The sequence below is a fragment of the Novosphingobium sp. BL-S-33 genome (assembly GCF_056857025.1).
On the sequence record NZ_CM166474.1, the window covers coordinates 1727932 to 1750218 of the forward strand.

Sequence of the window (22287 nt, forward strand, 5' to 3'; positions counted from 1 at the left end):
TCCCGGATTCGTCTATTGGGGATTTCCGGGGAAGGTATCGCGCTCCGGGGAAATGACGGGATGGCGCTGATCGGGGTCGTTTGGGGGAAATCCGGGGATGCACATGTCCTTGCTCTCCCGAATCTGCGGTGTCCCTTCTTGCCGTCCACCGACGGGGCCCGCCTCGATATCGTGTTTTTCCGCGGGTCTCGGCGCGCCGGGATCCTGCTGATCCGCCGGCGGTGTGCGATATCCTGCTCTGCCGCCTGAAAAGTGGGGATCGAATGGGGGCGTTTGGGGACGATCCGGGTTAGGTATTTTACCGGAGACTCAACTACATAAAATCAATCACTTATGGAGTTAATGCCAGGTTAATCGACGGGTTCTTGCGGATATGAGCCCACTCCAATTCGGAGAGAAATCGGGGAATTGTTCCCATTGATCCCCAAATTTCCCTTTTATCCCCCGCCCTCCCGTTATACAAAGGCGGTCAATCGGAATGGCTGAGTCTTGCCGTGCTCCTGCAAGGGAGCCGGACCTTGCTGCATTGGCGGCGGCGGGGGCGGATCGGTCATGTCGAGGCGGACCCGGCCGTGCCGGGCGAACCGGCCGAAACACATCGACCGGAACAGGGCAGGAAAGGGCGGGCGGCATCGTCATGGCGGGGCGGCCATACATATACAACGGACAAGGCTTCTCGCTTCTGCGCGACAAGAACCGGTTCGTGCTGCCCAACGCATTCCGCCCCACCGTGCGCGAATCGAGCGGGAAGGACCTGCTCTGCCTGACCACGCATGACCGCTGGCCCTGCCTTGTCGGCTTCGGCCTCTCGCGCATCGACGAGTTCGAGGAAGAGCTCAAGGAACAGCAGGACATGGCCATCCGCGCCGGCAAGGAATTCGATGCCGACAAGCGGGCAAGCGACATTTACGCCTCTTACGAGGTTCCCTTCGACGGCTCGGGCCGCTTCGTCCTGCCGGAAGACCTCTCCGCGCTCGCAGGCGTGACCGACCAGCTCTACTTCCGTGGCAATGGGCGGTTCTTCACCGTCTGGTCGCCCGAGAGCCTCTACGAAATGGATGAAGGATGGAAGGCGGCACAGACCGCCTGCCGCAGCCTCGCCGCCAAGGATCTGGCCAAGGTGGGCCGCAAATGACCGCATCACGCACTATTCCCGTGGGAGTACCCCACGTGCCCGTCCTCCTGGAGGAGGTCGTCGCCGCCCTGAACCCCCGGGGCGGCGACGTCATTGTCGACTGCACGCTGGGTGCGGGCGGCTATACGCGCCGTCTGCTCGATGCAGGCGCGACGGTTCATGCCTTCGACCGCGATCCCGACGCGATTGCCGCGATCGAGGAAAACCGCACCAAGTGGCCGGAGCTGGATGCTAGCCCGCCGCGTCTGGTGCTGCACGCGCGCCGCTTTTCAGAGATCGTCGCCGGTCTCGATGAAGTCGGCGTGGCAGAAGTGGACGGCGTCGTGATGGACATCGGCGTGTCCTCGATGCAACTCGATCAGGCAGAGCGCGGCTTCTCGTTCGGTTCCGATGGCCCGCTCGACATGCGGATGAGCCAGGACGGCCGCTCGGCCGCCGACTTCGTCAACGAGGGTGACGAGGCGGAGATCGCCGACGTGCTGTTCCAGTATGGCGAGGAGCGTCAGTCGCGCCGCGTCGCCCGCGCGATCGTCGCGGCCCGGCCGCTGGAAACGACCGCCGAACTGGCCCGCGTCGTGCGCAAGTCACTTGGCTACAACCCGGCCTACAAGGGCGGCAAGGGCGCGCCGCCGAAGGACCCGGCGATCCGCACCTTCCAGGCGATCCGCATCCACGTGAACGGTGAACTGGATGAGCTGGACCAGGGCCTTGCCGGCGCGGAAACCGTGCTGCGCGCAGGCGGACGGCTTGCCGTCGTCACGTTCCACAGCCTTGAGGACCGCAAGGTGAAGCGCTTCCTGCGCGACGCGGCGGGGCAGGGCGGAACCACCTCGCGCCATCTGCCGCAAGTCAGCGGCGGTGCGGAGCCCACGTTCGAGAAAGTCGCCAAGGCGGTTCGCCCCGGCGAAGCCGAACTCGAAGCCAACCCCCGCTCCCGCTCGGCCACGCTGCGCAGTGCCGTGCGGACCCAAGCCCCCACAACGACCAAGCACCGGCCCAAAGACAGGAGTGCAGCATGAACCTCACGCGCGACCGCGTCCATTCGATCGGGTGGATTTCCGTGCTGCTGGTCTGCGGCGCGGCAACCATTGCGCTCACTCTCCGTGTCAACGCCATGAAAAGCGAGGTCCATTCGACCGAGAACCACATCGTGCGCGTGCAGCAGTCGATCAACTTCCTTGAGACTGAGTTCCAGACCCGCTCCAACCAGCAGGCGCTGAACCAGCTCAACGATCTGGAGTTCGGCTACAAGGCGCCTTCGGCCGGTCAGTACATCGAGGGCGAGCGCCAGCTTGCCGCGCTGGGCAAGCCGATGGGTCCGGGTGCGCCGCAGCCGATCCGCTATGCCAATGCCGAACAGGCGGCCCCGGCGGAGACCGGGGCGAAGGAAGGCACCGGCCTGCTGGCGATGGTCTCGCCGGTGGACCCCGCGCATGCGGCCACGCCGTCGCAAGCCTCGGCGGCGCGCGCGGTGGGCGTCGGTTTGAAGAGCCGCGATCCCGAGCGTGAGGAAATGCTGCGTGACGCCGCCGGTCTCGGCAAGCGTCTGGCACGCATCGAAGTGGCGGAGGCTGCCCAGCAGTGAACGCTCCCGCCTTCCCCATGGGCGCGATCCCCACCACGGTATCCACCGGGCGGCGCAAGCTGGTGAACGTACGGCAGCGCTCGCTGCTCGTCGCCAAGCTGCGCACGCTGTGGATCCTGGGGGTTTTCGCGCTGGTGGGGGTTCTGGCGTTGACGCGTATCTGCTGGCTCGGCGTGACGGGCCCCGGCGGGCGTGACGGCGATCTTTCGAGCCTGCTGGTGCCCCAGCGCGGCGAGATCGTCGATCGCAACGGCGTGCCTCTGGCGCGCGAGTTCAGCACTTATTCGCTTTGGTTCAATCCCAAGGCGATGAGCGAAGGCTCGGCGCTGATCCACACGCCGGAGCAAGTGGCGGACGGCCTGATCCGTATCTTCCCCGATCTTGACCGCAAGGACCTGATCTCCAAGCTGTCGTCGGGCAAGCCCGGCTATCTGCGCAAGTCGATCCTTCCCGAGGACGCGAACAAGGTCCACGCGCTGGGCGAGCCCGCGCTGGAATATCCGCTGGAGGCCACCCGCTTCTATCCGCAGGGATCGATGGCCGCATCGGTGCTTGGTTATGTCGATAGCTATGGCAAGGGCCAGGTCGGCATGGAAGAGGCGTTCGACAAGCAACTCACCAGCCCCGAAGGCCGTGCCCAACCGGCGCAGATCTCGATCGACTTCCGCGTGCAAAGCGCGCTGGAGGACGAGCTGGCACGCGGCATGGGCCTCAGCAAGGCCAAGGGCGCGGCGGGCGTGGTGCTCGATGTCGATACCGGCGAAGTGCTGGCGCTGGCTTCATTGCCCTCGTTCGATCCCAACCACGTCCAGCCTTCGGACATGATGATCACCCCCGAGCAGGCCGCGCAGGGCGATGTGCCGCACGGTTTCAACCGCGTGACCAACCAGGTCTACGAACTGGGTTCGACCTTCAAGCCGATCACGATCGCGGCCGCGCTCGATGCCGGCACGATCACCAATCTCGGCCGCCGTTGGCCGGCCACGCCGCTTCATGTGGCGGGCTTCACCATTCACGACAGCCATAACTTCGGCGCCTCGCTGAACGTGCCGGAGACGCTGATCCACTCGTCCAACGTCGTCACCGCGCAGATCGCGGACGAACTGGGCGGGGTGAAGTTGAAGCAGACGATGGAATCGCTCGGCATGAACGAGCGCCCCCAGATCGAGCTGCCCGCGCGCGGTTTCCCGCTCTGGCCGCGCGGCGTATGGCCGCGCCTGCGCACGATGACGGTCGCTTACGGGCACGGCATCGCGGTGACGCCGCTCCATCTTGCCTCGGCCTATGCGGCGCTCGTTAATGGCGGCATCTGGCGTCCGGCGACGCTGAAGAAGCTGGATGCCTCGCAAGTCCCGCAAGGTCGCCGCGTATTCACCGCCGCCACCAGCGCGCGCATCCGTCAGTTGCTGCGCATGATCGTGGCTTACGGTACCGGCCGCAAGGCGGATGCTCCGGGCTTCCGCGTCGGCGGCAAGACCGGATCGGCCGAAAAGCCCGGCGCCGGCGGCTATCGCCACCACTCGCTGATCGCCACATTCGCCTCGGCCTTCCCGATGGACCGCCCGCGTTACGTGGTCATCGCCATGATGGACGAGCCGCAGGGCACCGAGGCCACTTCGTTCCAGCGTACGGCGGCCTTCAATGCGGCGCCGGTGATTTCTCGCGTCATTCCGCGTATCGGGCCGCTGCTGGGCATCATGCCGGACGAAACCCGCGACATCGATATTTCCGACCTCAAGCCGCTGGTTCCGGCGGGGAGCGACAAAGAATGAAGTTGAGTGCCCTCTGCGCTGTTGTGAATGATGGAACCGGTATCCCGGCTCCCGCAGGCGCGGACGTGAATGTGACCGGATTTGCGATCGATCATCGCAAAGTTGCGCCCGGAACCGTCTTCGGCGCCTTCAAGGGCGCGAAGTTCAATGGCGAGGACTACATCGCCGCCGCCATCGAGGCTGGTGCGGTCGCCATTGTTGCTCGCCCCGAGGCGAAGGTGGAAGGCGCGATCCATTTCGCCGATCCGGAACCGCGCCGCCTGTTCGCCGCGCTCGCCGCATCGTTCTTCCAGCCGGTGCCCGAAACGCTGGTGGCCGTCACCGGCACCAACGGCAAGACTTCGACGGTGGAGCTGACCCGCCAGCTCTGGCGCATGGCCGGGCAACGCGCCGCCTCGATCGGGACGCTGGGCGTGACCACCAGCGACGAGACGGTTTCGACCGGGCTCACCACGCCCGATATCGTCACGTTCCTCGCGAACCTGACCGGCCTTGCCCGCGAAGGCGTGACTCATGTCGCTTACGAAGCGTCGAGCCATGGTCTTTCGCAGTTCCGCATCGAAGGGCCGCATGTGGCGGCAGGCGCTTTCACCAACCTGTCGCGCGATCACCTCGATTACCACGCCGACATGGACGACTATTTCGCGGCCAAGATGCGCCTGTTCGACGAAGTGGTCGTCGAAGGCGGCACGGCCGTGATTTGGGCCGACGACGAGTGGTCGGACAAGGCCATTGCCCACGCCGAAAAGCGCGGGCTCAAGTGTTTCACCGTGGGTGCCAAGGGCACCAGCATCCGCCTCTCGGGTCGCACGCCGGGCGGACTCGGCCAGAAGCTGGAGCTCGAGTACGACGGGAAATCCCGCGTGCTCGAGCTGCCGCTTATCGGGGCCTATCAGGCGGCGAACGCCCTTGTTGCGGCGGGTTTGGTGCTGGCGACCGGCGGCGATCCGCATACGACTTTCGACGCGATGAAGCGCCTTGTCACCGTGCGCGGGCGGCTTGAGCGGGCGGCGATCTCTTCGGTTGGCGCGCCGGTCTATGTCGACTATGCGCATACGCCCGATGCGCTGGAGGCGGCGATTGCCGCGCTTCGGCCGCATGTGAACGGTCGTTTGATCGTGGTCTTCGGCGCCGGTGGCGACCGTGATCAGGGCAAGCGCCCCGAAATGGGCAAAGTGGCGGCAGAGGGGGCAGACCTCGCCATCGTCACCGACGACAACCCGCGCGGCGAAGACCCTGCCGCTATCCGCGCCATGGTGCTTGCCGGCATGGACGGAAAGGGACGCGAAATCGGCGACCGGCGCGAGGCGATCCGCGCGGCCGTTGCCGAGGCCTGGCAAGGGGACATCGTCCTCGTTGCCGGCAAGGGGCACGAACAGGGGCAGATCATCGGCAGCGGCGACACTGTTCGCGTGCTGCCATTCGACGACGTCACCGTAGCCAGGGAAATGGCCGGTACGGTTGGAAGGTAGGAATGCCATGAACGCGCACGCCCGGATTCTCGAATGGCCCGCCGAGGGCGCCGAGGACTTGACCCAAGCACTGTGGGATTCGGCCACACTCGCGCGGGTGATGAAGGGTGAGGCGAGTGGTGACTTCACCGTCTCCGGCGTCGAGATCGACAGCCGCGACGTGCAGCCGGGAGACTTGTTCTTTGCCCTGAAGGGCGAGACGATGGACGGACACCGCTTCGTCGAGGGCGCTTTCGCGAAGGGCGCGGGCGCCGTGGTGGTGGACCGCCCGGTCGATGGCCCGCACATTCTTGTCGAGGATACGACCGAGGCGCTCGAACGGCTTGGCGCGGCATCGCGGGCCCGCGCGCGCGGCCCGGTGATCGGCGTGACCGGCTCGGTCGGCAAGACCGGCGTCAAGGAAGCGATCTTCGACGCGCTGGACCGTGCAAGCCGTGGCGACGCCCACCGTTCGGTCAAGAGCTACAACAACCATGTCGGCGTGCCGCTCAGCCTTGCGCGCATGCCGGCGCGGGCGCGTTTCGGCATTTTCGAGATGGGCATGAACCACGCGGGCGAGATCGCCGCGCTGACCCGTCAGGTGCGCCCGAACGTCGCCGTCATCACCACCATCGCGCCGGCCCATATCGAGATGCTGGGCTCGATGGAGGCGATTGCCGATGCCAAGGCGGAGATCTTCGAAGGCCTCGAACCGGGCGGCGTTGCCGTGATTCCGGCGGACAGCCCCTATTTCCATCGCCTCAAGGAAGCGGCTGAGGCGTTGGGCGTCCAGATCGTCTCGTTTGGCAAAGCGGCCGATGCGGGCGTTCGCCTGCTGGACACCGTGCCGGCCATCGGCGGCGGCTCGCTGGTGACGGTGGACATGCGCGACCGGCGCGTCTGCTACACGGTGGCGACGCCGGGCGAACATCATGTGATCAATTCTCTCGCGGTCATGGCCGCGGTGCGCGCGGTCAAGGGTGACCTCGGCGCCGCTGGCGTGGCGCTCGCCGAAATGGGCGGGTTGCCGGGGCGCGGCGCGCGGCTCCAGATCGACGTTCCGGGTGGGGAGCCCGACGCCGAGGGCCGCCGCCGCGCTTTGCTTATCGACGAAAGCTACAACGCCAACCCCGCCTCCATGCGGGCAACGCTGGAGCAGCTTGGCCGCACGCCCGCCACGCGCCGAATCGCGGTCCTGGGTTCGATGAAGGAACTGGGCGCGCATGGCCCGGCCTTCCACGCCGAACTGGCCGAACCGCTTGCCGCTGCCGGGATCGACTACGCCGTGCTGGTCGGCGACGAGATGGGCGCGCTTGCCGAGGTTCTCGGCGCGGACGAATCTGCGGAATCGGGGAAAACGGGCCGCGTTCCGCTTGGCAAGCGCGTGCCCTTCGCGCATTGCCTGAGCGTGCGGGAAGCCGTCGACGCGCTGCGGGCGTTCGGGCTGGAGCAGGGCGATGTGATCCTGGTCAAAGGCTCGAACTCGGTTGGGCTGGCTTCTCTGGTGACGGACCTCGGTAAACAGGAAGGGTAGGGGGGTTCCCCCAGAAGATGCTTTATCTCATCGCAGAGTGGTTCCACTTCGAGGGACTAGCCAACCTCTTCCGCTACCAGTCCTTCCGTTCGGGCGCGGCGCTGATGACGGCGCTAGGCATCGGCCTGCTGATCGGTCCGCGCTTCATCAACATGCTGCGCGTCCGTCAGGGCAAGGGCCAGCCGATCCGCGAGGACGGCCCGCAAAGCCACCTTGCCAAGCGCGGCACGCCGACCATGGGCGGTTTGATGATCCTGACCGCGCTGGTTAGCGCGATGATCCTGTTCATGGACATGTCGAACCCGTTCATCTGGGCCTGCTTGGCCGTGACGGTCGGTTTCGGAATCATCGGTTTCCTCGACGATTACGATAAAGTCGCCAAACGCAGCACCGCCGGGCTTTCCAGCAAGCTGCGCCTTGGCCTTGAGTTCGTGGTGGCGGGCATTGCCGCCTACATCATCGTTCGCCAGCTCAATACCAACCTCTACGTGCCGTTCCTTTCGGGCCGGTACATTCCACTGGGGCCGTTCTACTACGTCTTCGCCGCTTTCGTGATCGTGGGCGCGGGCAACGCGGTGAATCTGACCGACGGGCTCGATGGCCTTGCGACTATGCCGGTGATCATCGCCGCAGGTACGTTCGCGATCATCTGCTACCTCGCCGGCCGCGTCGATTATGCGACCTACCTCGGCATTCCGCACGTGCCGGGTGCGGGCGAACTGGCGGTGTTCTGCGCGGGGATCATCGGCGCCTGCCTGGCCTTCCTGTGGTTCAACGCGCCGCCCGCAGCCGTGTTCATGGGCGATACCGGCAGCCTCGCACTTGGCGGCGCGCTCGGCGCCATTGCCGTTTCCGCGCATCACGAGATCGTGCTCGCCGTCGTCGGCGGGCTGTTTGTGCTGGAGGCCGTTTCGGTCATCATCCAGGTTGTCTGGTTCAAGCGCACCGGCCGCCGCGTGTTCCGCATGGCACCCATCCACCACCACTTCGAACAGAAGGGCTGGAAGGAATCGACCGTCGTCATCCGCTTCTGGATTATCTCGATCGTCCTTGCGGTGATCGGGCTGTCCACGCTCAAGCTGCGATAAGCGCGTGATCGTTTCTCCCGCCTTCGCCGGAAAGCATTACGCGGTCCTCGGCCTTGCCCGATCCGGCCTTGCCGTGGTCGAGACGCTGCTGGCCAGTGGCGCGCATGTCATGGCCTGGGACGCGCGCGACGAGCCGCGCCAGCTGATCGCCGGCCGCGCGGAGCTGGCCGATCCCGTCACGGCGGATCTTACCGGCTATGACGGGGTGATCGTTTCGCCCGGCGTGCCGCTCAACACGCATCCCATCGCCGAAGCCGCGCGCCGTTATGGCGTGCCGGTGATCGGCGATATCGAGCTGTTCGCGCTCGCCCGCGCCAGCCTGCCCGCGCACCGCGTGATCGGGATCACCGGCACCAACGGCAAGTCGACCACCACGTCGCTCGTCCAGCACTTGCTCAAGTCGGCCGGCGTCGATTCGCGCGTGGGCGGCAACATTGGCGTGCCCGTGCTCTCCGCCGATCCGCTGCCCGAGGGCGGGGTCTATGTGCTCGAACTGTCGAGCTACCAGATCGACCTGACCCGCAGTCTCGACTGCGATGTCGCCGCGCTGCTCAACATCACGCCCGACCATCTCGACCGTTACGAGAGCTTTGCGGCCTACGCGGAGGCCAAGGCGCGCCTCTTCGCGATGCAGGATGCGCACCGCCCCGCCGTGTTCGGCACCGGCGATGCCGAGACGGCGGACATTGCCGCAGTCGAGAGCGCCCGCCGCGAACCCGGTCTCGTGCGCGAGGTGGACGGCCACGATATCGCCGCGCTCCAGAAGAACTGGCCATCGCTGCAAGGTCCGCACAACCTCCAGAATGCCGCCGTCGCTGTCGCCATTGTCGAGGCGCTGGGCATTCCGGCCGCCAAGTGGAAGCCGGCGCTGCGCAAGTTCCGGGGCCTGCCGCACCGCATGGAGCGCGTGGCCGAGGCGAACGGCGTGCTCTACATCAACGATTCCAAGGCTACCAACCCGGCCTCTGCGGCGCCTGCGCTGGCGGCTTTCCCGCCCGATCCCAAGCCGCGCATCCACTGGATCCTGGGCGGTCTGCCCAAGGGCGACGACCTCGACGAGTGCGCGCCCTATTTTGGCAATATCGCCGCCGCCTATACCATCGGCGACGCCGGCCCGCGCTTTGCCGAGATCCTCGCGCCCTATACGCGCGTCCACCGCAGCGAGATGATGGCCGAAGCTATCCGCGAAGCCATGGCCGAAGCCGTTCCCGGCGATGTCGTCATGCTTTCGCCCGCTTGCGCCAGCTTCGACCAGTTCCGCGATTACGAAGCGCGCGGACTGGCCTTCCGCCAGATCGTCGAGGCCCTGCTGGAAATGCAGGGTACGGCGGCCGCAGGGGAGAAGCAGTAGCATGGCAACCATCGCGCCCGGGGCTGCTCCCGCCAATACTCGCTACAACCGCAACCGTCGCGGCCAGTTTGCGATCTGGTGGCAGGAGATCGACCGTACCGTTCTCGCGCTCGTGCTGATCCTGATGGGGATCGGCGCGGTGGCAGTTGCGGCGGGGTCCCCGGCCAGCGCGCGGCGCCTTTCGACGACGCAGGAACACCTGCCGTCACTTTACTTCTTCTGGCTCCACTTGCGCTGGCAGTTCGTGGGGCTCTGCGCGATGTTCTGGGCTTCGAGCCTTTCGAAGGACAGCGCGCGCCGGCTTGGCATCCTGATCGCCGGGCTCATGCTGTTCGGGCTGCTGCTGGTGCCGGTGGTGGGTTCCGAAGTGAACGGTGCCAAGCGCTGGCTGCACTTCGGCATCTCTATCCAGCCCTCGCAGTTCCTCGGCACCGGCTTTCCGATCCTGCTCGCATGGATCCTTTCGTGGCGCGCGCGCGATCCGAACATTCCGGTCGTGGCCATCTGCTTCTGCCTGATGGGCCTGCTGGGCGCACTGCTGATGGCGCAGCCGGACTTCGGCTCGACCATGCTGTTTTCGGGCACGTTCTTCGTGATGATCCTGCTGGCGGGTATCCCGCTCAAGCGCATCGGCATGTTTTTCGGGATCGGCATCGTCGGCATCGTCGTGATGTATTTCACGTACGCCAACGGCCGGAACCGCATCGATTCGTTCCTCTCGGGCGGCAATGCCTTCGACCAGGTGGACCTTGCCCAGCGCACGCTGTTGAACGGTGGCTGGTTCGGGCAGGGTTTCTGGATGGGCATCCGCAAGATGGCGCTGCCCGAGGCGCATACCGACTATATCTTCTCGGTCATCGGCGAGGAATTCGGACTGATCGCCTGCATGGTAATCGTGTGCCTCTACCTGACGTTGCTGGTGCGGGTAATGCTGCGACTGGTGGATGAGGAAGACCTCTTCACCGTGCTCGCCGCCGCCGGTATCGCCTCGCAGTTCGGCGGGCAGGCGTTCATCAATATTCTCGTCAACCTGCAACTCTTCCCCTCGAAGGGCATGACCCTGCCGCTGATCAGCTACGGTGGCTCGTCGACTGTCGCGATGTGCTTGACGGTCGGGCTTCTGCTGGCAATCACGCGGCGCAATCCCTTCATCAAGCGCGAGGGCTTCTCGCTGCGCGCCATCGGAGACATTCCTTCATGAGTCTGGTCAGCCGTCACTACGTTCTCGCCGCGGGCGGGACGGGCGGACACCTCATCCCCGCCTTCGCGCTCGCTGCCGAGCTGGAGCGCCGGGGCCATCACGTCGCGCTCATCACCGATGAGCGCGGCGCCGCGATTCCGGGCAAGCCCGATTACCTGACCGCACATGTGCTGCCACAGGGCCGTATCGCGGGGAAGAACCCGCTGAACTGGCTGAAGGGCCTGCTCGGCATCCTTGAAGGCAAGCGTATGGCGCTGCGCCTGTTCGAAAGCTTCCAGCCGACCGCCGTGATCGGCTTCGGTGGCTATCCGGCGCTGCCAACGATGCTGGCCGCACGCTCGGCCCGCATTCCGACGATCCTGCATGAGCAGAACTCAGTGCTGGGCCGCGTGAACCGCTACTTCGCGGGCAAAGTGGATGCCATTGCCACGGCTTTTGAACAGGTCGACCGGCTCGATCCCAAGCTGGCGACCAAGGTCACGCTCGTCGGCAATCCGGTGCGTGACGAGGTTCTGGCACTGCGTGACAAGCCGTTCCCCGAATTCGGCGAGGACAGCCTGCTGCGCATTCTCGTCACCGGCGGTAGCCAGGGCGCGCGGGTGCTTTCCGAAGTCGTGCCTGATGGCCTTGCCATGCTGCCTCCGGCACTGCGCTCGCGCCTCCAGGTGATCCAGCAGTGCCGCGCCGAGGACATCGAGGCCGTCCGCGCGCGTTACGCCGGCCACGGCATCCCGGCCGAACTGGCGACTTATTTCGAGGACATGGCCGAGCGTTTGGCTGGTGCGCACTTGTTCATCGGCCGCTCCGGCGCCTCGACGATTGCTGAGTTGACCGACGTGGGCCGTCCGGCGATCCTGATCCCGCTGCCCATCGCTACGGACGATCATCAGGCTGCCAACACGCGTGAGATCGTGGCCGCTGGCGGCGCCCGCGCGATCCGTCAGGAAAGCTTCACCGCGACTACGCTGGCCAAGCAGATTCAGGCCATGGCGCTTCATCCCGAAACGCTCGCCAATGCCGCGCATGCCTCGTGGAACTGCGGCTATCCCAACGCTGCTAGCGACCTTGCCGATCTCGTCGAGAGCTTCGGCGCCAGCCCGATTATGGACGTAATTCGAATGGACAAGACCGTGCCCGCCAAGGGCGGCGAAGCCCTCGCGCGCAAGGGTGGCGTGGCATGATCCTTCGACCCTTCGACAAGCTCAGGGCTCAGGATGAGCGGACTTTGACTTGCTATTCCCTTTCGCCGCTCATGCTGAGCTTGTCGAAGCATGATGCTCAGCGCGAGGTGTCCCAGTGAAGGGCGTCGGCACCGACATCGGCACGATCCACTTCGTCGGCATCGGCGGCATCGGCATGTCCGGCATTGCCGAGGTGATGCACAACCTTGGCTACGCCGTGCAGGGCTCTGACATTGCCGAAGGTTACGTGGTCGAAGGCCTGCGCAAGCGCGGCATCAAGGTCTCGATCGGCCATGCGGCGGAAAACGTCGAGGGCGCGGCCGTGGTCGTGACCTCCACCGCCGTGAAGCGTGAGAATCCGGAAGTCGTCTACGCGCTCGAACACCGCATCCCTGTGGTGCGCCGGGCCGAGATGCTGGCCGAACTGATGCGCCTGAAGAACACCGTCGCGGTGGCCGGCACCCACGGCAAGACCACCACGACCTCGATGGTGGCTGCGCTTCTCGATGCGGGCGGGGTCGATCCCACCGTCATCAACGGCGGCATCATCAATGCCTACGGGTCCAACGCCCGCCTTGGCGAGAGCGACTGGATGGTCGTGGAAGCCGATGAAAGCGACGGTTCGTTCCTGCGCCTCGACGGCACGATCGCCGTCGTTACCAACATCGATCCCGAACACCTCGATCACTACGGCTCGTTCGACAAGGTGAAGGACTCCTTCGTCGAATTCATCGAGAACGTGCCGTTCTACGGCTGCGCGCTGCTTTGCATCGATCACCCCGAAGTGCAGGCGGTGATCCCCAAGGTGCGCGACCGCCGTGTGGTGACTTACGGTTTCTCCGCACAGGCGGACATTCGCGGCGAAAACGTCACCCCGGTTCCGGGCGGCAACCGTTTCGACGTGGCGCTGCGCCAGCGCGACGGCTCGTTCCGCCGGATCGAGGGCATCGAACTGCCGATGCCGGGCCGCCACAACGTCCAGAACGCGCTCGCCGCCATCGGCGTCGCGGTGGAGATGGGCTGCTCGGATGCCTGCATCCAGACCGGCTTCTCCAAGTTCGGCGGCGTGAAGCGCCGCTTCACCAAAGTCGGCGAGATCGCAGTCGATGGCGGTGCGGTCACCGTGATCGACGATTACGGCCATCACCCGGTGGAGATCCGCGCCGTGCTCGCTGCCGCGCGTGAGGGCGTGAAGGGCCGCGTCATCGCCGTGGTCCAGCCGCATCGGTTCACCCGCCTGCGCGATCACATGGAAGACTTCGAAGGCGCGTTCAACGATGCCGACGTGGTCTATGCGGCGCCCGTCTACGCAGCGGGCGAGCAGCCGATCGAGGGCGTCGATTCCGATCACATGGTCTCCGGCATGAAGGCGCGCGGGCACCGTTCCGCGCAAGTCATCGCCGGGCCGGATGCGCTGGCGGATGTGCTGGCGACGTCGATCCAGCCGGGTGACATGGTCGTCTGCCTTGGTGCGGGCGATATCACAAAGTGGGCGGCCGGTCTGGCCGATGCCGTGGTCAAGCGGAGGGCTGCGTGATCGGCCACCTCGCGCTTCGCCCATGTGCTTCGACAAGCTCAGCACGAGCGGCATTTCATGGTCTTCTGGTAACCCACTCCGCTCATCCTGAGCCTGTCGAAGGATGATGGACGTGGCGCAACCGCTCCTTCCTGAAACGCGGGGCAAGCTGACGGCCGATGCGCCGCTGGCCCCGCTCGTCTGGTTCAAGTCCGGCGGCGCGGCCGAGTGGCTGTTCGAGCCGAAGGATCTGGCCGACCTGCAGGCGTTCCTGCGCGATCTCGATCCCGCCGTTCCGGTCATGGCGCTGGGCCTTGGCTCCAACATGATCGTGCGCGACGGCGGCGTCCCGGGCGTCGTGATCCGCCTCGGCAAGCCCTTCGCCAAAGTGACGAAAGTGGACGACGTGACGCTGGAATGCGGCGGCGGCGCCAGCGGCATCCTCGTCTCCTCGACCGCGCGCGACAGCGGCATAGCCGGCGTCGAATTCCTGCGCTCAATCCCCGGCACTGTCGGCGGCTTCGTGCGGATGAACGGCGGCGCCTATGGCGGCGAGGTCAAGGACGTGCTGGTCGATTGCGATGTCGTCCTGCGTTCCGGCGAACTGGTCACGCTGGTCAATGCCGACCTTGGCTACACCTATCGCCATTCGGAACTGCCCGAAGGCGCCGTGGTCGTCTCCGCCCGTTTCAAGGGCCAGTCCGGCGAGCCAGAGGCGATCCAGGCCGAGATGGACCGCATCTCCGCCAGCCGCGAGGCCAGCCAGCCGCTGCGCAGCAAGACCGGCGGTTCGACCTTCAAGAACCCCGAAGGCCACAAGGCCTGGGCTCTGGTGGACGAAGCCGGCTGCCGCGGCCTGACCATCGGCGGTGCGCAAGTCAGCGAGAAGCACACCAACTTCCTGCTCAACGTGGCCGACGCCACCAGTAGTGATATCGAGGCCCTGGGCGAGGAAGTACGCCGCCGGGTCAAGGAAAAGTCGGGCGTCACGCTCGAATGGGAAATCCAGCGGGTTGGACTATCCGCTGAAAGCAAGAAGTGAGTTGATCTAGTGTCCCTTCCTAAGCTTCACGTCGCAGTCCTGATGGGCGGTTGGTCGAACGAGCGGCCGGTCTCGCTGATGAGCGGCGAGGGCGTGGCCAAGGCGCTCGAGTCCAAGGGCCACAAGGTCACCCGCATCGACATGGACCGCGATGTCGCGCTGCGCCTTTCGGAAGCGAAGCCGAATGTCGTGTTCAACGCGCTCCACGGCGCGCCGGGCGAGGACGGCACGGTGCAGGGCATGATGGACCTGATGGGCCTCACCTACACCCATTCGGGCCTCGCCACGTCGGTGATCGCTATCGACAAGGAACTGACCAAGCAGGCGCTGGTCCCGCACGGCATTCCGATGCCCGGCGGCCGCATCGTCGAGAGCGCCGAGATTTTCGAGCGCGATCCGCTGCCGCGTCCTTATGTGCTGAAGCCTGTCAACGAAGGCTCGTCGGTCGGCGTCGCCATCGTCACCGCCGAGGGCAATTACGGCAACCCGATCGGCCGCGATTGCGAAGGCCCCTGGCAACACTTCGACCGCCTGCTGGCCGAGCCCTATATTCGCGGGCTTGAACTCACGACCGCCGTGATCGGCGACCGCGCGCTGCTGGTGACCGAACTGAGGCCCAAGTCGGGCTTCTACGACTTCGATTCCAAGTATACCGACGGCATGACCCAGCACATCTGCCCGGCCGAGATCCCGGACGAGATCACGGCGGCGTGCAAGGATCTGGCCCTGCGCGCGCACCAGTTGCTGGGCTGCAAGGGCACCAGCCGCTCGGATTTCCGCTGGGATGACACGCAGGGCGTCGAAGGGCTGTTCCTGCTGGAAGTGAACACCCAGCCGGGCATGACCCCGCTCAGCCTCGTGCCTGAACAGGCCCGCGCCTGCGGCATGGAATATCCCGATCTGGTCGAAGAGATCATCGCTGAAGCGCTCGAAGACGCGCGCGCCCGCAAGGCGGCCAAGGAGGGCGGATGAGCCAGACGATCCGGCGCAAGCCGAAGAGCGCAAGGAAAGTCGCCGCCCGTCAGGGCACCAAGGCCAAGGTCCGCAAGGCCAAGGCGACCACGGGATCGACGCTCGACGCAGCGATGTCGTGGCTGCCTTTCACCGAAGAGCAGCTGCACAAGATTTTCCTCATCGCCATCCTGGGCGGTGCGGTGGGGCTTGCCGCCGTCGTCGCCAATGCAGCGGGGGTGCCGATGCTGGCGGCCGACCAGTTCGCGCACGTTTCCGCCAATGCGGGCTTCGAGGTGAAGCGCGTGGAAGTGCGCGGCGTGAAGCATCTCAATGAGCTGAAGGTCTACGAAAAGGCACTGGCCGAACGTAACCGGGCGATGACCGAAGTCGATCTCGACGCGCTGCGCGGGGAACTGCTGGGCCTGTCATGGGTCAAGGATGCGCGCGTCTCGCGCCAGTTGCCCGATACGCTGGTGATCGACATCGTCGAGCGCGAGGCCCACGCGGTGCTGCGCAAGGACGACCAATACGTGCTGATCGACGAGACCGGGCACGAACTGGAGCAGGTCAGCCGCAAGGATACCGGCGGCAAGCTGATCGTCTCGGGCCCGGGCGCGGGCGAGCAGGTGACGGAGCTCGCGAAGCTGCTGGAGGCGGCCCCCGCGCTCCAGCCTGGCGTGCAGGAGGCTGAGTGGATCGGCAATCGCCGCTGGAACCTGACATTCCGCACCGGGCAAGTGCTCGCGCTGCCCGAAGGCGACAAGGAAGCGGCGGGCGCGCTCGTCACTTTCGCGCGGCTTGACGGCACCAATCGCCTGCTGGGCGGCAAGGTCATGGCCTTCGACATGCGCGCGCCGGACCGGATCTATATGCGTGTGCCTGATGGCGAAGGGCAGCAAATCGCCGCAAGCGTCGGTGCCGTCCCCCACACCGGGGATCAGGCGACCGGCGCCGTGCCCCCAAGTGCCCAGAGCAGCCCGAAAACCGAAATGCCGGCCGTAGCGGAGGAGCAGTGATGGCAGGCCCCCGGATCACCCGCGTATTCGGCGCGGTCAACATCGGCTCCTTCCGCATTTCCGCGATTGTCGCGGGCATGTCCGAGATGGGCGACATGATCGTGCTGGGTTCCGGCCACCGCGCCAGCCAGGGCATCAAGCGCGGCTACGTCACCGATATTGCCGCCGCGACTTATGCGGTGCGCGACGCCATCGACCGTGCCGAGAAGATGGCCGACACCAGCGTCTCGAAAGTCTGGATCGGCTGTTCGGGGGCAGGGCTCGCCAGCCGGATCGACCAGTTCGATGCCGAAATCGGCGGCCGCCGCATCGAGCAGGAGGATATCGACCAACTGCTCGTTTCCGCGCGTGAGGTGATCCAGCCCGACGGGCGCATGGTGCTGCACGCGCAGCCTGCGCAGTACCGCCTCGATGGCGCGCACGGCGTTGGCAATCCCAAGGGGCTTCATGCCGAGCGTCTGGGCGTGGACATCCACATCATGCTGGCCGACGGCGCGCCGATCCGCAATCTGACCGAGGCGGTGCAGAGCGCGCACCTTGAGGTTGAGGCCGTTGTCGGCTCGCCGATCGCGGCGGGCTATGCCTGCCTCTCGCCCGAGGAGCGCGATCTGGGAGTCGCACTCGTCGAATTCGGTGCGGAAGTGACAAATGTGGCGGTCTATTCGCACGGGCTGCTGATCGACATGATCTCGATCCCGATGGGATCCGCCGATATCACCGACGCGATTGCTTCCGCTTTCGGCATCCGTCGCTTCCAGGCCGAGCGTCTGAAATGCGTCAACGGATCGGCCATCGCCAGCCCGCACGACCACCGCGAGATGATCCCGGTCAATGCGCCGGGCGAAGAACATGCCGGCCCGATCGCCCGCCACGCGGACGACAAGAACCGCATTCCGCGCGCCGAACTGATCGGCGTCATCACCGGTCAACTCGGTGTGCTGATGGAAGAAGTCAACAAGGCGCTCAAGGTGATGCGCTTCAATGCGCAGCGCGGCAAGCAGGTGGTCTTCACCGGCGGCGGTGCGGAACTTGTGGGGCTGGCCGATTATGCGCAGGCGGCGCTGGGCAAGCCGGTGCGCGTGGGCAGCGTGCCGCATTTGACCGGATTGGCGGAAGCCCATGTAAAACCGGGCTTTTCCACCCTCGCCGGACTGGTGCTCTATGCGGGCGCGGACCCGGTGGACATCCGCAGTTTCGGAAAGAACCGTCAGCAGACAATAAGTTATTCCGGTCTGGGCGTGGTCAATCGCGTCTATAGAGCGCTGAGGGAATACTTCTGACCCGTTGTCACCAGACCGTGGCCGGTCCGGCACGATTGGCCGCAATCGGCGGCTTCTGCTGTGGACAAAGGGTCGTCAAGCTTTGCCTCGATGAAACGAAGCGTGCAATCAGGCTAGTCAAGGTAAATGTCTTCGCGCACGGGCCTGCCAGGAGATCGAAATGAGCATCAACATCGGACCGCCGGCTATCGAGGAGCTTCGTCCGCGCATTGTCGTCATCGGTGTCGGTGGCGCGGGCGGCAACGCTATCGCCAACATGATCCAGGCGCAGATAGAGGGCGTAGACTTCGTCGTCGCCAATACTGACGCCCAGGCGCTCAATAATTCGATCGCCGAGACACGCATACAGCTCGGGCCGGACATCACGCAGGGCCTCGGCGCCGGCGCGCGTCCCGAAGTGGGGCGTGCGGCAGCGGAGGAAACTCTGCCTGATATCGAGCGTCTGCTCGATGGCGTGCACATGGTCTTCATCGCGGCCGGCATGGGCGGCGGTACCGGTACCGGCGCCGCGCCGATCATCGCGCAGGCCGCGCGCGCCAAGGGCGTGCTGACCGTGGGCGTGGTCTCCAAGCCGTTCATGTTCGAAGGCACGCGCCGCATGCGCTCTGCCGACGCCGGTATCGAAGAGCTGCAAAAGCACGTCGATACGCTGATCGTCATTCCGAACCAGAACCTGTTCCTGGTCGCCAAGGCGGAAACCACTTTCAAGGAAGCGTTCGAGCTTGCCGACGAAGTGCTCCAGCAGGGCGTGCGCTCGATCACCGACCTGATGATCATGCCGGGCCTCATCAACCTCGACTTTGCGGACGTCCGCTCGGTCATGGGCGAAATGGGCAAGGCGATGATGGGCACGGGCGAGGGCGAAGGCCCGAACCGCGCACTCGAAGCGGCCGAACGCGCCATAGCGAACCCGCTGCTCGATGGCGTGTCGATGCAGGGCGCCAAGGGCGTGATCATCTCGATCATCGGCGGCGACGACATGAAGCTGCTCGAAGTCGACGAAGCCGCGAACCACATTCGCGAACTGGTCGATCCCGATGCGAACATCATCTGGGGCTCGGCGTTCAACCCTGACCTTCAGGGCAAGATCCGCGTCTCGGTGGTCGCCACCGGTATAGAGCAAAGCGCCGAACAGGCCGAGATTGCCTCGCGTCCGATGTCGCTGGGCGCCAGCCGTGGTCCGGTCCGGCCGATGGTTTCGCGTCCGGCTCCGATGGAAGCTGCGGCGCCCGTGCGCCCGGCCATCCAGACGCCTTCGGCCTATACGCCGGCTGCGGCTCCGCTGAACCTGTCAACGCCTGCTCCGGCACCGGCGCCTGCTCCCGAACCCGAAGAGTTTGACGGACTGGAACTGGGCGCTGGCGAGGAACTGGGCGAGGTTCACGGCGAAGTCGCGGCGGACGGTTACGCCAGCCTCTCGGGCTTCAATGGCCAGCGCGCTGCGCCGCTTGACCTTTCGGGCGGCATCGAAGTGCCGGCGCCCGCGGTGCCGCAGGATGAGCTTCTGCTCGACGGCGGACAGTCGGTGCCCGCTTCGCCGCTGCGTCAGCGTCGTCCGGCGGCCGAGGCTGCTCCGGCGCCTGCCCCGGTTTCGGCGCCCGCACGTCCGACCGGTGGCGGCAGCACGCTGTTCGAGCGTATGACCAGCCTTTCGCGTCCCAAGGCGGCGGCAGCCGAGCCTTCGGCCGACGATGAGGATTCGGCATCGATCTCGATCCCGCGCTTCCTCGGACGCCAGAACAATCAGTAATCGACTTTGATGCGGGGCGGGCGGCTTTTGAGCCGTCCGCCCCGTTGTCGTTTCTTGTATCGTCGTTTCTGGCGGACCGGTTCCTTACGTGTTAGCGCGAGGTTCAGGTAACGGGCGGCATAGGCCCGCCCCGGAAGAGATCAACCGGCGCGCGGCGGCCTAGGGCCCCGCTCTGTCGCAGCAAAGGTATCGCGAAACTTGCGGGTGAGGCAGAAGCCATCGGGCAGGGTGTGGTCCGGCAAGAACGTCCGCGCGGCGCTTGCTTTTCCAATGCTTGCGCCGATCGCGCTGGTCTTGCCGCAGGCGGCGTCTGCCCAGAGCGCGCCCGTGGTGGCGCGGCCGGTGGTTCAGGCCATTCCCGGCGCCGAATCGCAGCGCCTCAGCGCCGCGCTTGCCCGTCTCGGTCGCAATCCGCGTGATGCGGCGGCGCTGATGGAGGCGGCCGATGCCGCCAGAGCCCTCAACGACTTCGATGCGGCCATCGGTTTCTATCGCCGTGCCGACGAAATCACGCCCGGAAATGCGCGCGTCAAGGCGGGGCTGGCCGCCTCGCTGGCCATGAACGGAGACCCGGTTTCCGCCATTCCGCTGTTCGCCGAGGCCGAAAAGGCCGGGGCCGCCCCGTCGCAGATCGCTGCGGATCGCGGCCTCGCCTACGATCTTGTCGGCGCGAATGCGACCGCACAGCACTATTACGCCACAGCGCTCGGCAGCGCTGCGGACGAGGAAGTGCGTATGCGGCTGGCGATCAGCCAGGCGATCGCTGGTGACAATGCTTCGGCGCAGACCACGCTGATGCCGCTGCTCCAGAAGCAGGACAAGCCGGGCTGGCGCACGCGCGCCTTCGCGCTGGCCATTGCCGGTGAGACGCAGCAAGCGGTTGATGTGTCCAATTCGATTCTGCCGCCGCAATTGGCGCAGAGCATAGCGCCCTATTTGCGGTACATGCCGCGCCTGACCCGCGCGCAGCAGGCCTCGGCGGCGAATCTCGGCAAGTTCCCGCGTGCGTCCGAGATCGGCCACGACGATCCCCGTATCTCTGCTTATGCGGTGCAACTCGCGGCCACCGAGGCGGCGATGGCGCCGCGCACGGCTCTGGCGGCGAACCAGACCGCCTCGCCCCGGGCGAACAGCCGGAGCGGACGCAAGGCTGCTACTCCGCTGGCGGCTGCGCGCACTGCTTTGACGCCCGGTGCCGCGCCGTTCGGCCCCGTTCCGCCGTCGACAACGCCCGCGCATGTCGGGCTCTCATCCTCGACGACTCCGCCCCGCACATCGCCTCCAGCGCACACTGCGTCGGATTCCGCGCGGGTCGCTCCGCCCGAGCCCATGCCGACGATCGAGCGCGATGCTTCGGGTGAACTGCTGCCGGTAATGCCGGGCAGGGCCGCTGCGGCTTCTCCGGCGCCGGCCGCCCTCGCGCCATCGCGTGCGGCATTGACCCCGGCACCTGTGCGCACGGCAGTGGCGCCGCCTCCGCCAGTCTCCTCCGTTCCTGCGGTGAACAGGACGCCGACGCCGGGCTTCGACCTTGCGCGCGGGCAGGGGGCGTCCGCCCCGGTTCCTGCCGCTTCGGTGCCCACGCCTGCGCCCGCAAAGCTCGCTGGCAGCGAATCGCCGCCGGAGCCCAATGCGCACCAGCTCTCGCTGACCGAAATCTTTGCCGACCTTGGCAAGCCGACGATGCAGGACACGCCTGCCGACGGCGCGGTCGACATCCGACAGATCAAACCGACCCCACCGGAGCCGATTCCCGCACCCAAGGTCGCGGCAAAGCCCGAGGCCAAACCGGACGCGAAGCCTGAGGCAAAGGCAACGGGCAAGCCGGACGCCAAGGCCGAGGCAAAGCCCGATGCCAAGGCAACCGACAAGCCCGACGCCAAGGCGGACACGAAGCCGGGAGCCAAGGGCGACACGAAAGCCGGCGCCAAGGGCGATACAAAGCCCGGAGCCAAGGGCGATACGAAGGCAGGCGCCAAAGCCGATGCGAAGCCCGGAACGAAGGGCGATGCGAAAGGCGATACGCCGGCCAAGGGCAAGAAGCCCGCAGCGCCAACGCATCCCAGCCGTATGTGGGTGCAGATCGGCGTCGGCCGCAACAAGGATGCGATCGCCTTCGACTGGCGGCGCAACCTCAAGCAGGCTCCGTCGTTGTTCAAGGGGCATGAGCCTTATGTGACCGACATGGGGCGGACCAACCGCGTGTTGATCGGTCCGTTCGAGACGCAGAAGGCTGCCAATGCCTTCTTGGCCGAGGCGAAGAAGCAGGGCTTTGCCGATGCACTGCCTTGGACCAGCCCGGCAGGGCAGGTCGTGGACCCGCTTCAGGCCAAGTAGCCGCCGATCAGCGTGCCCTGTGGACAAACCGCGGGGTGTGCTGGCGAATGCTCTGGTCTCTTGCGCGAAAGGCCTTATCCACACGCTGTTAACA

17 protein-coding genes are annotated in these 22287 nt (G+C 66.0%); all 17 read left to right on the plus strand.

The annotated features are described in order from the left end of the window. Positions 1-637 precede the first annotated feature (637 nt). Positions 638-1135: a division/cell wall cluster transcriptional repressor MraZ gene (locus AC1VVM_RS08210; RefSeq protein WP_132389338.1), complete on the plus strand. Its 498-nt coding sequence runs from the start codon at positions 638-640 to the stop codon at positions 1133-1135. Further along, entirely contained in the window at positions 1132-2154 is a 1023-nt protein-coding gene (gene rsmH / locus AC1VVM_RS08215; protein WP_482903505.1) for a 16S rRNA (cytosine(1402)-N(4))-methyltransferase RsmH, read from the plus strand. Before AC1VVM_RS08210 ends, rsmH begins: the two co-directional genes overlap by 4 nt. Continuing rightward, positions 2151-2720 carry a hypothetical protein gene (locus AC1VVM_RS08220; protein WP_482903506.1) on the plus strand — a complete coding sequence of 190 codons (570 nt, stop codon included), beginning with the start codon at positions 2151-2153 and terminating at the stop codon, positions 2718-2720. Before rsmH ends, AC1VVM_RS08220 begins: the two co-directional genes overlap by 4 nt. A gap of 17 nt (positions 2721-2737) precedes the next feature. Continuing rightward, positions 2738-4492, plus strand: a complete 1755-nt coding sequence (locus tag AC1VVM_RS08225) for a peptidoglycan D,D-transpeptidase FtsI family protein (protein WP_207904733.1) — start codon at positions 2738-2740, stop codon at positions 4490-4492. Next, positions 4489-5964 carry a UDP-N-acetylmuramoyl-L-alanyl-D-glutamate--2,6-diaminopimelate ligase gene (locus AC1VVM_RS08230; RefSeq protein WP_482956293.1) on the plus strand — a complete coding sequence of 492 codons (1476 nt, stop codon included), beginning with the start codon at positions 4489-4491 and terminating at the stop codon, positions 5962-5964. Before AC1VVM_RS08225 ends, AC1VVM_RS08230 begins: the two co-directional genes overlap by 4 nt. A gap of 7 nt (positions 5965-5971) precedes the next feature. Continuing rightward, on the plus strand, positions 5972-7477 hold the full coding sequence (locus AC1VVM_RS08235) for a UDP-N-acetylmuramoyl-tripeptide--D-alanyl-D-alanine ligase (RefSeq protein ID WP_132389348.1): 1506 nt from the start codon (positions 5972-5974) through the stop codon (positions 7475-7477). 17 nt (positions 7478-7494) lie between these two features. Next, a complete protein-coding gene (gene mraY, locus AC1VVM_RS08240; protein ID WP_132389350.1) occupies positions 7495-8565 on the plus strand; it encodes a phospho-N-acetylmuramoyl-pentapeptide-transferase in 1071 nt (356 codons plus the stop codon). 4 nt (positions 8566-8569) lie between these two features. Beyond that, on the plus strand, positions 8570-9916 hold the full coding sequence (murD, locus tag AC1VVM_RS08245; protein ID WP_482956294.1) for a UDP-N-acetylmuramoyl-L-alanine--D-glutamate ligase: 1347 nt from the start codon (positions 8570-8572) through the stop codon (positions 9914-9916). Between the two features lies 1 nt (position 9917). Then, positions 9918-11117 carry an FtsW/RodA/SpoVE family cell cycle protein gene (locus AC1VVM_RS08250; RefSeq protein WP_132389354.1) on the plus strand — a complete coding sequence of 400 codons (1200 nt, stop codon included), beginning with the start codon at positions 9918-9920 and terminating at the stop codon, positions 11115-11117. Next, on the plus strand, positions 11114-12298 hold the full coding sequence (gene murG, locus AC1VVM_RS08255) for an undecaprenyldiphospho-muramoylpentapeptide beta-N-acetylglucosaminyltransferase (RefSeq protein WP_482956295.1): 1185 nt from the start codon (positions 11114-11116) through the stop codon (positions 12296-12298). Before AC1VVM_RS08250 ends, murG begins: the two co-directional genes overlap by 4 nt. 115 nt (positions 12299-12413) lie before the next feature. Continuing rightward, the gene (gene murC, locus AC1VVM_RS08260; RefSeq protein ID WP_132389358.1) at positions 12414-13835 is read left to right on the plus strand and encodes a UDP-N-acetylmuramate--L-alanine ligase; all 1422 of its coding nucleotides are present in this window, start codon (positions 12414-12416) and stop codon (positions 13833-13835) included. Between the two features lie 112 nt (positions 13836-13947). Continuing rightward, the gene (gene murB, locus AC1VVM_RS08265; protein ID WP_482956296.1) at positions 13948-14856 is read left to right on the plus strand and encodes a UDP-N-acetylmuramate dehydrogenase; all 909 of its coding nucleotides are present in this window, start codon (positions 13948-13950) and stop codon (positions 14854-14856) included. Positions 14857-14865: 9 nt separating this feature from the next. Continuing rightward, positions 14866-15828, plus strand: coding sequence for a D-alanine--D-alanine ligase (locus tag AC1VVM_RS08270; protein WP_482956297.1), 963 nt, complete (start codon positions 14866-14868; stop codon positions 15826-15828). Beyond that, positions 15825-16826 (plus strand): cell division protein FtsQ/DivIB, encoded by a 1002-nt coding sequence (locus tag AC1VVM_RS08275; RefSeq protein ID WP_482956298.1) that lies wholly within the window; start codon positions 15825-15827, stop codon positions 16824-16826. Before AC1VVM_RS08270 ends, AC1VVM_RS08275 begins: the two co-directional genes overlap by 4 nt. After that, positions 16826-18106 carry a cell division protein FtsA gene (gene ftsA / locus AC1VVM_RS08280; RefSeq protein WP_132389368.1) on the plus strand — a complete coding sequence of 427 codons (1281 nt, stop codon included), beginning with the start codon at positions 16826-16828 and terminating at the stop codon, positions 18104-18106. Before AC1VVM_RS08275 ends, ftsA begins: the two co-directional genes overlap by 1 nt. Before the next feature lie 160 nt (positions 18107-18266). After that, a complete protein-coding gene (gene ftsZ / locus AC1VVM_RS08285) occupies positions 18267-19856 on the plus strand; it encodes a cell division protein FtsZ (protein ID WP_482903514.1) in 1590 nt (529 codons plus the stop codon). A 204-nt stretch (positions 19857-20060) separates the two neighbouring features. Continuing rightward, positions 20061-22193, plus strand: coding sequence for an SPOR domain-containing protein (locus tag AC1VVM_RS08290; protein ID WP_482956299.1), 2133 nt, complete (start codon positions 20061-20063; stop codon positions 22191-22193). Positions 22194-22287: the final 94 nt, after the last annotated feature.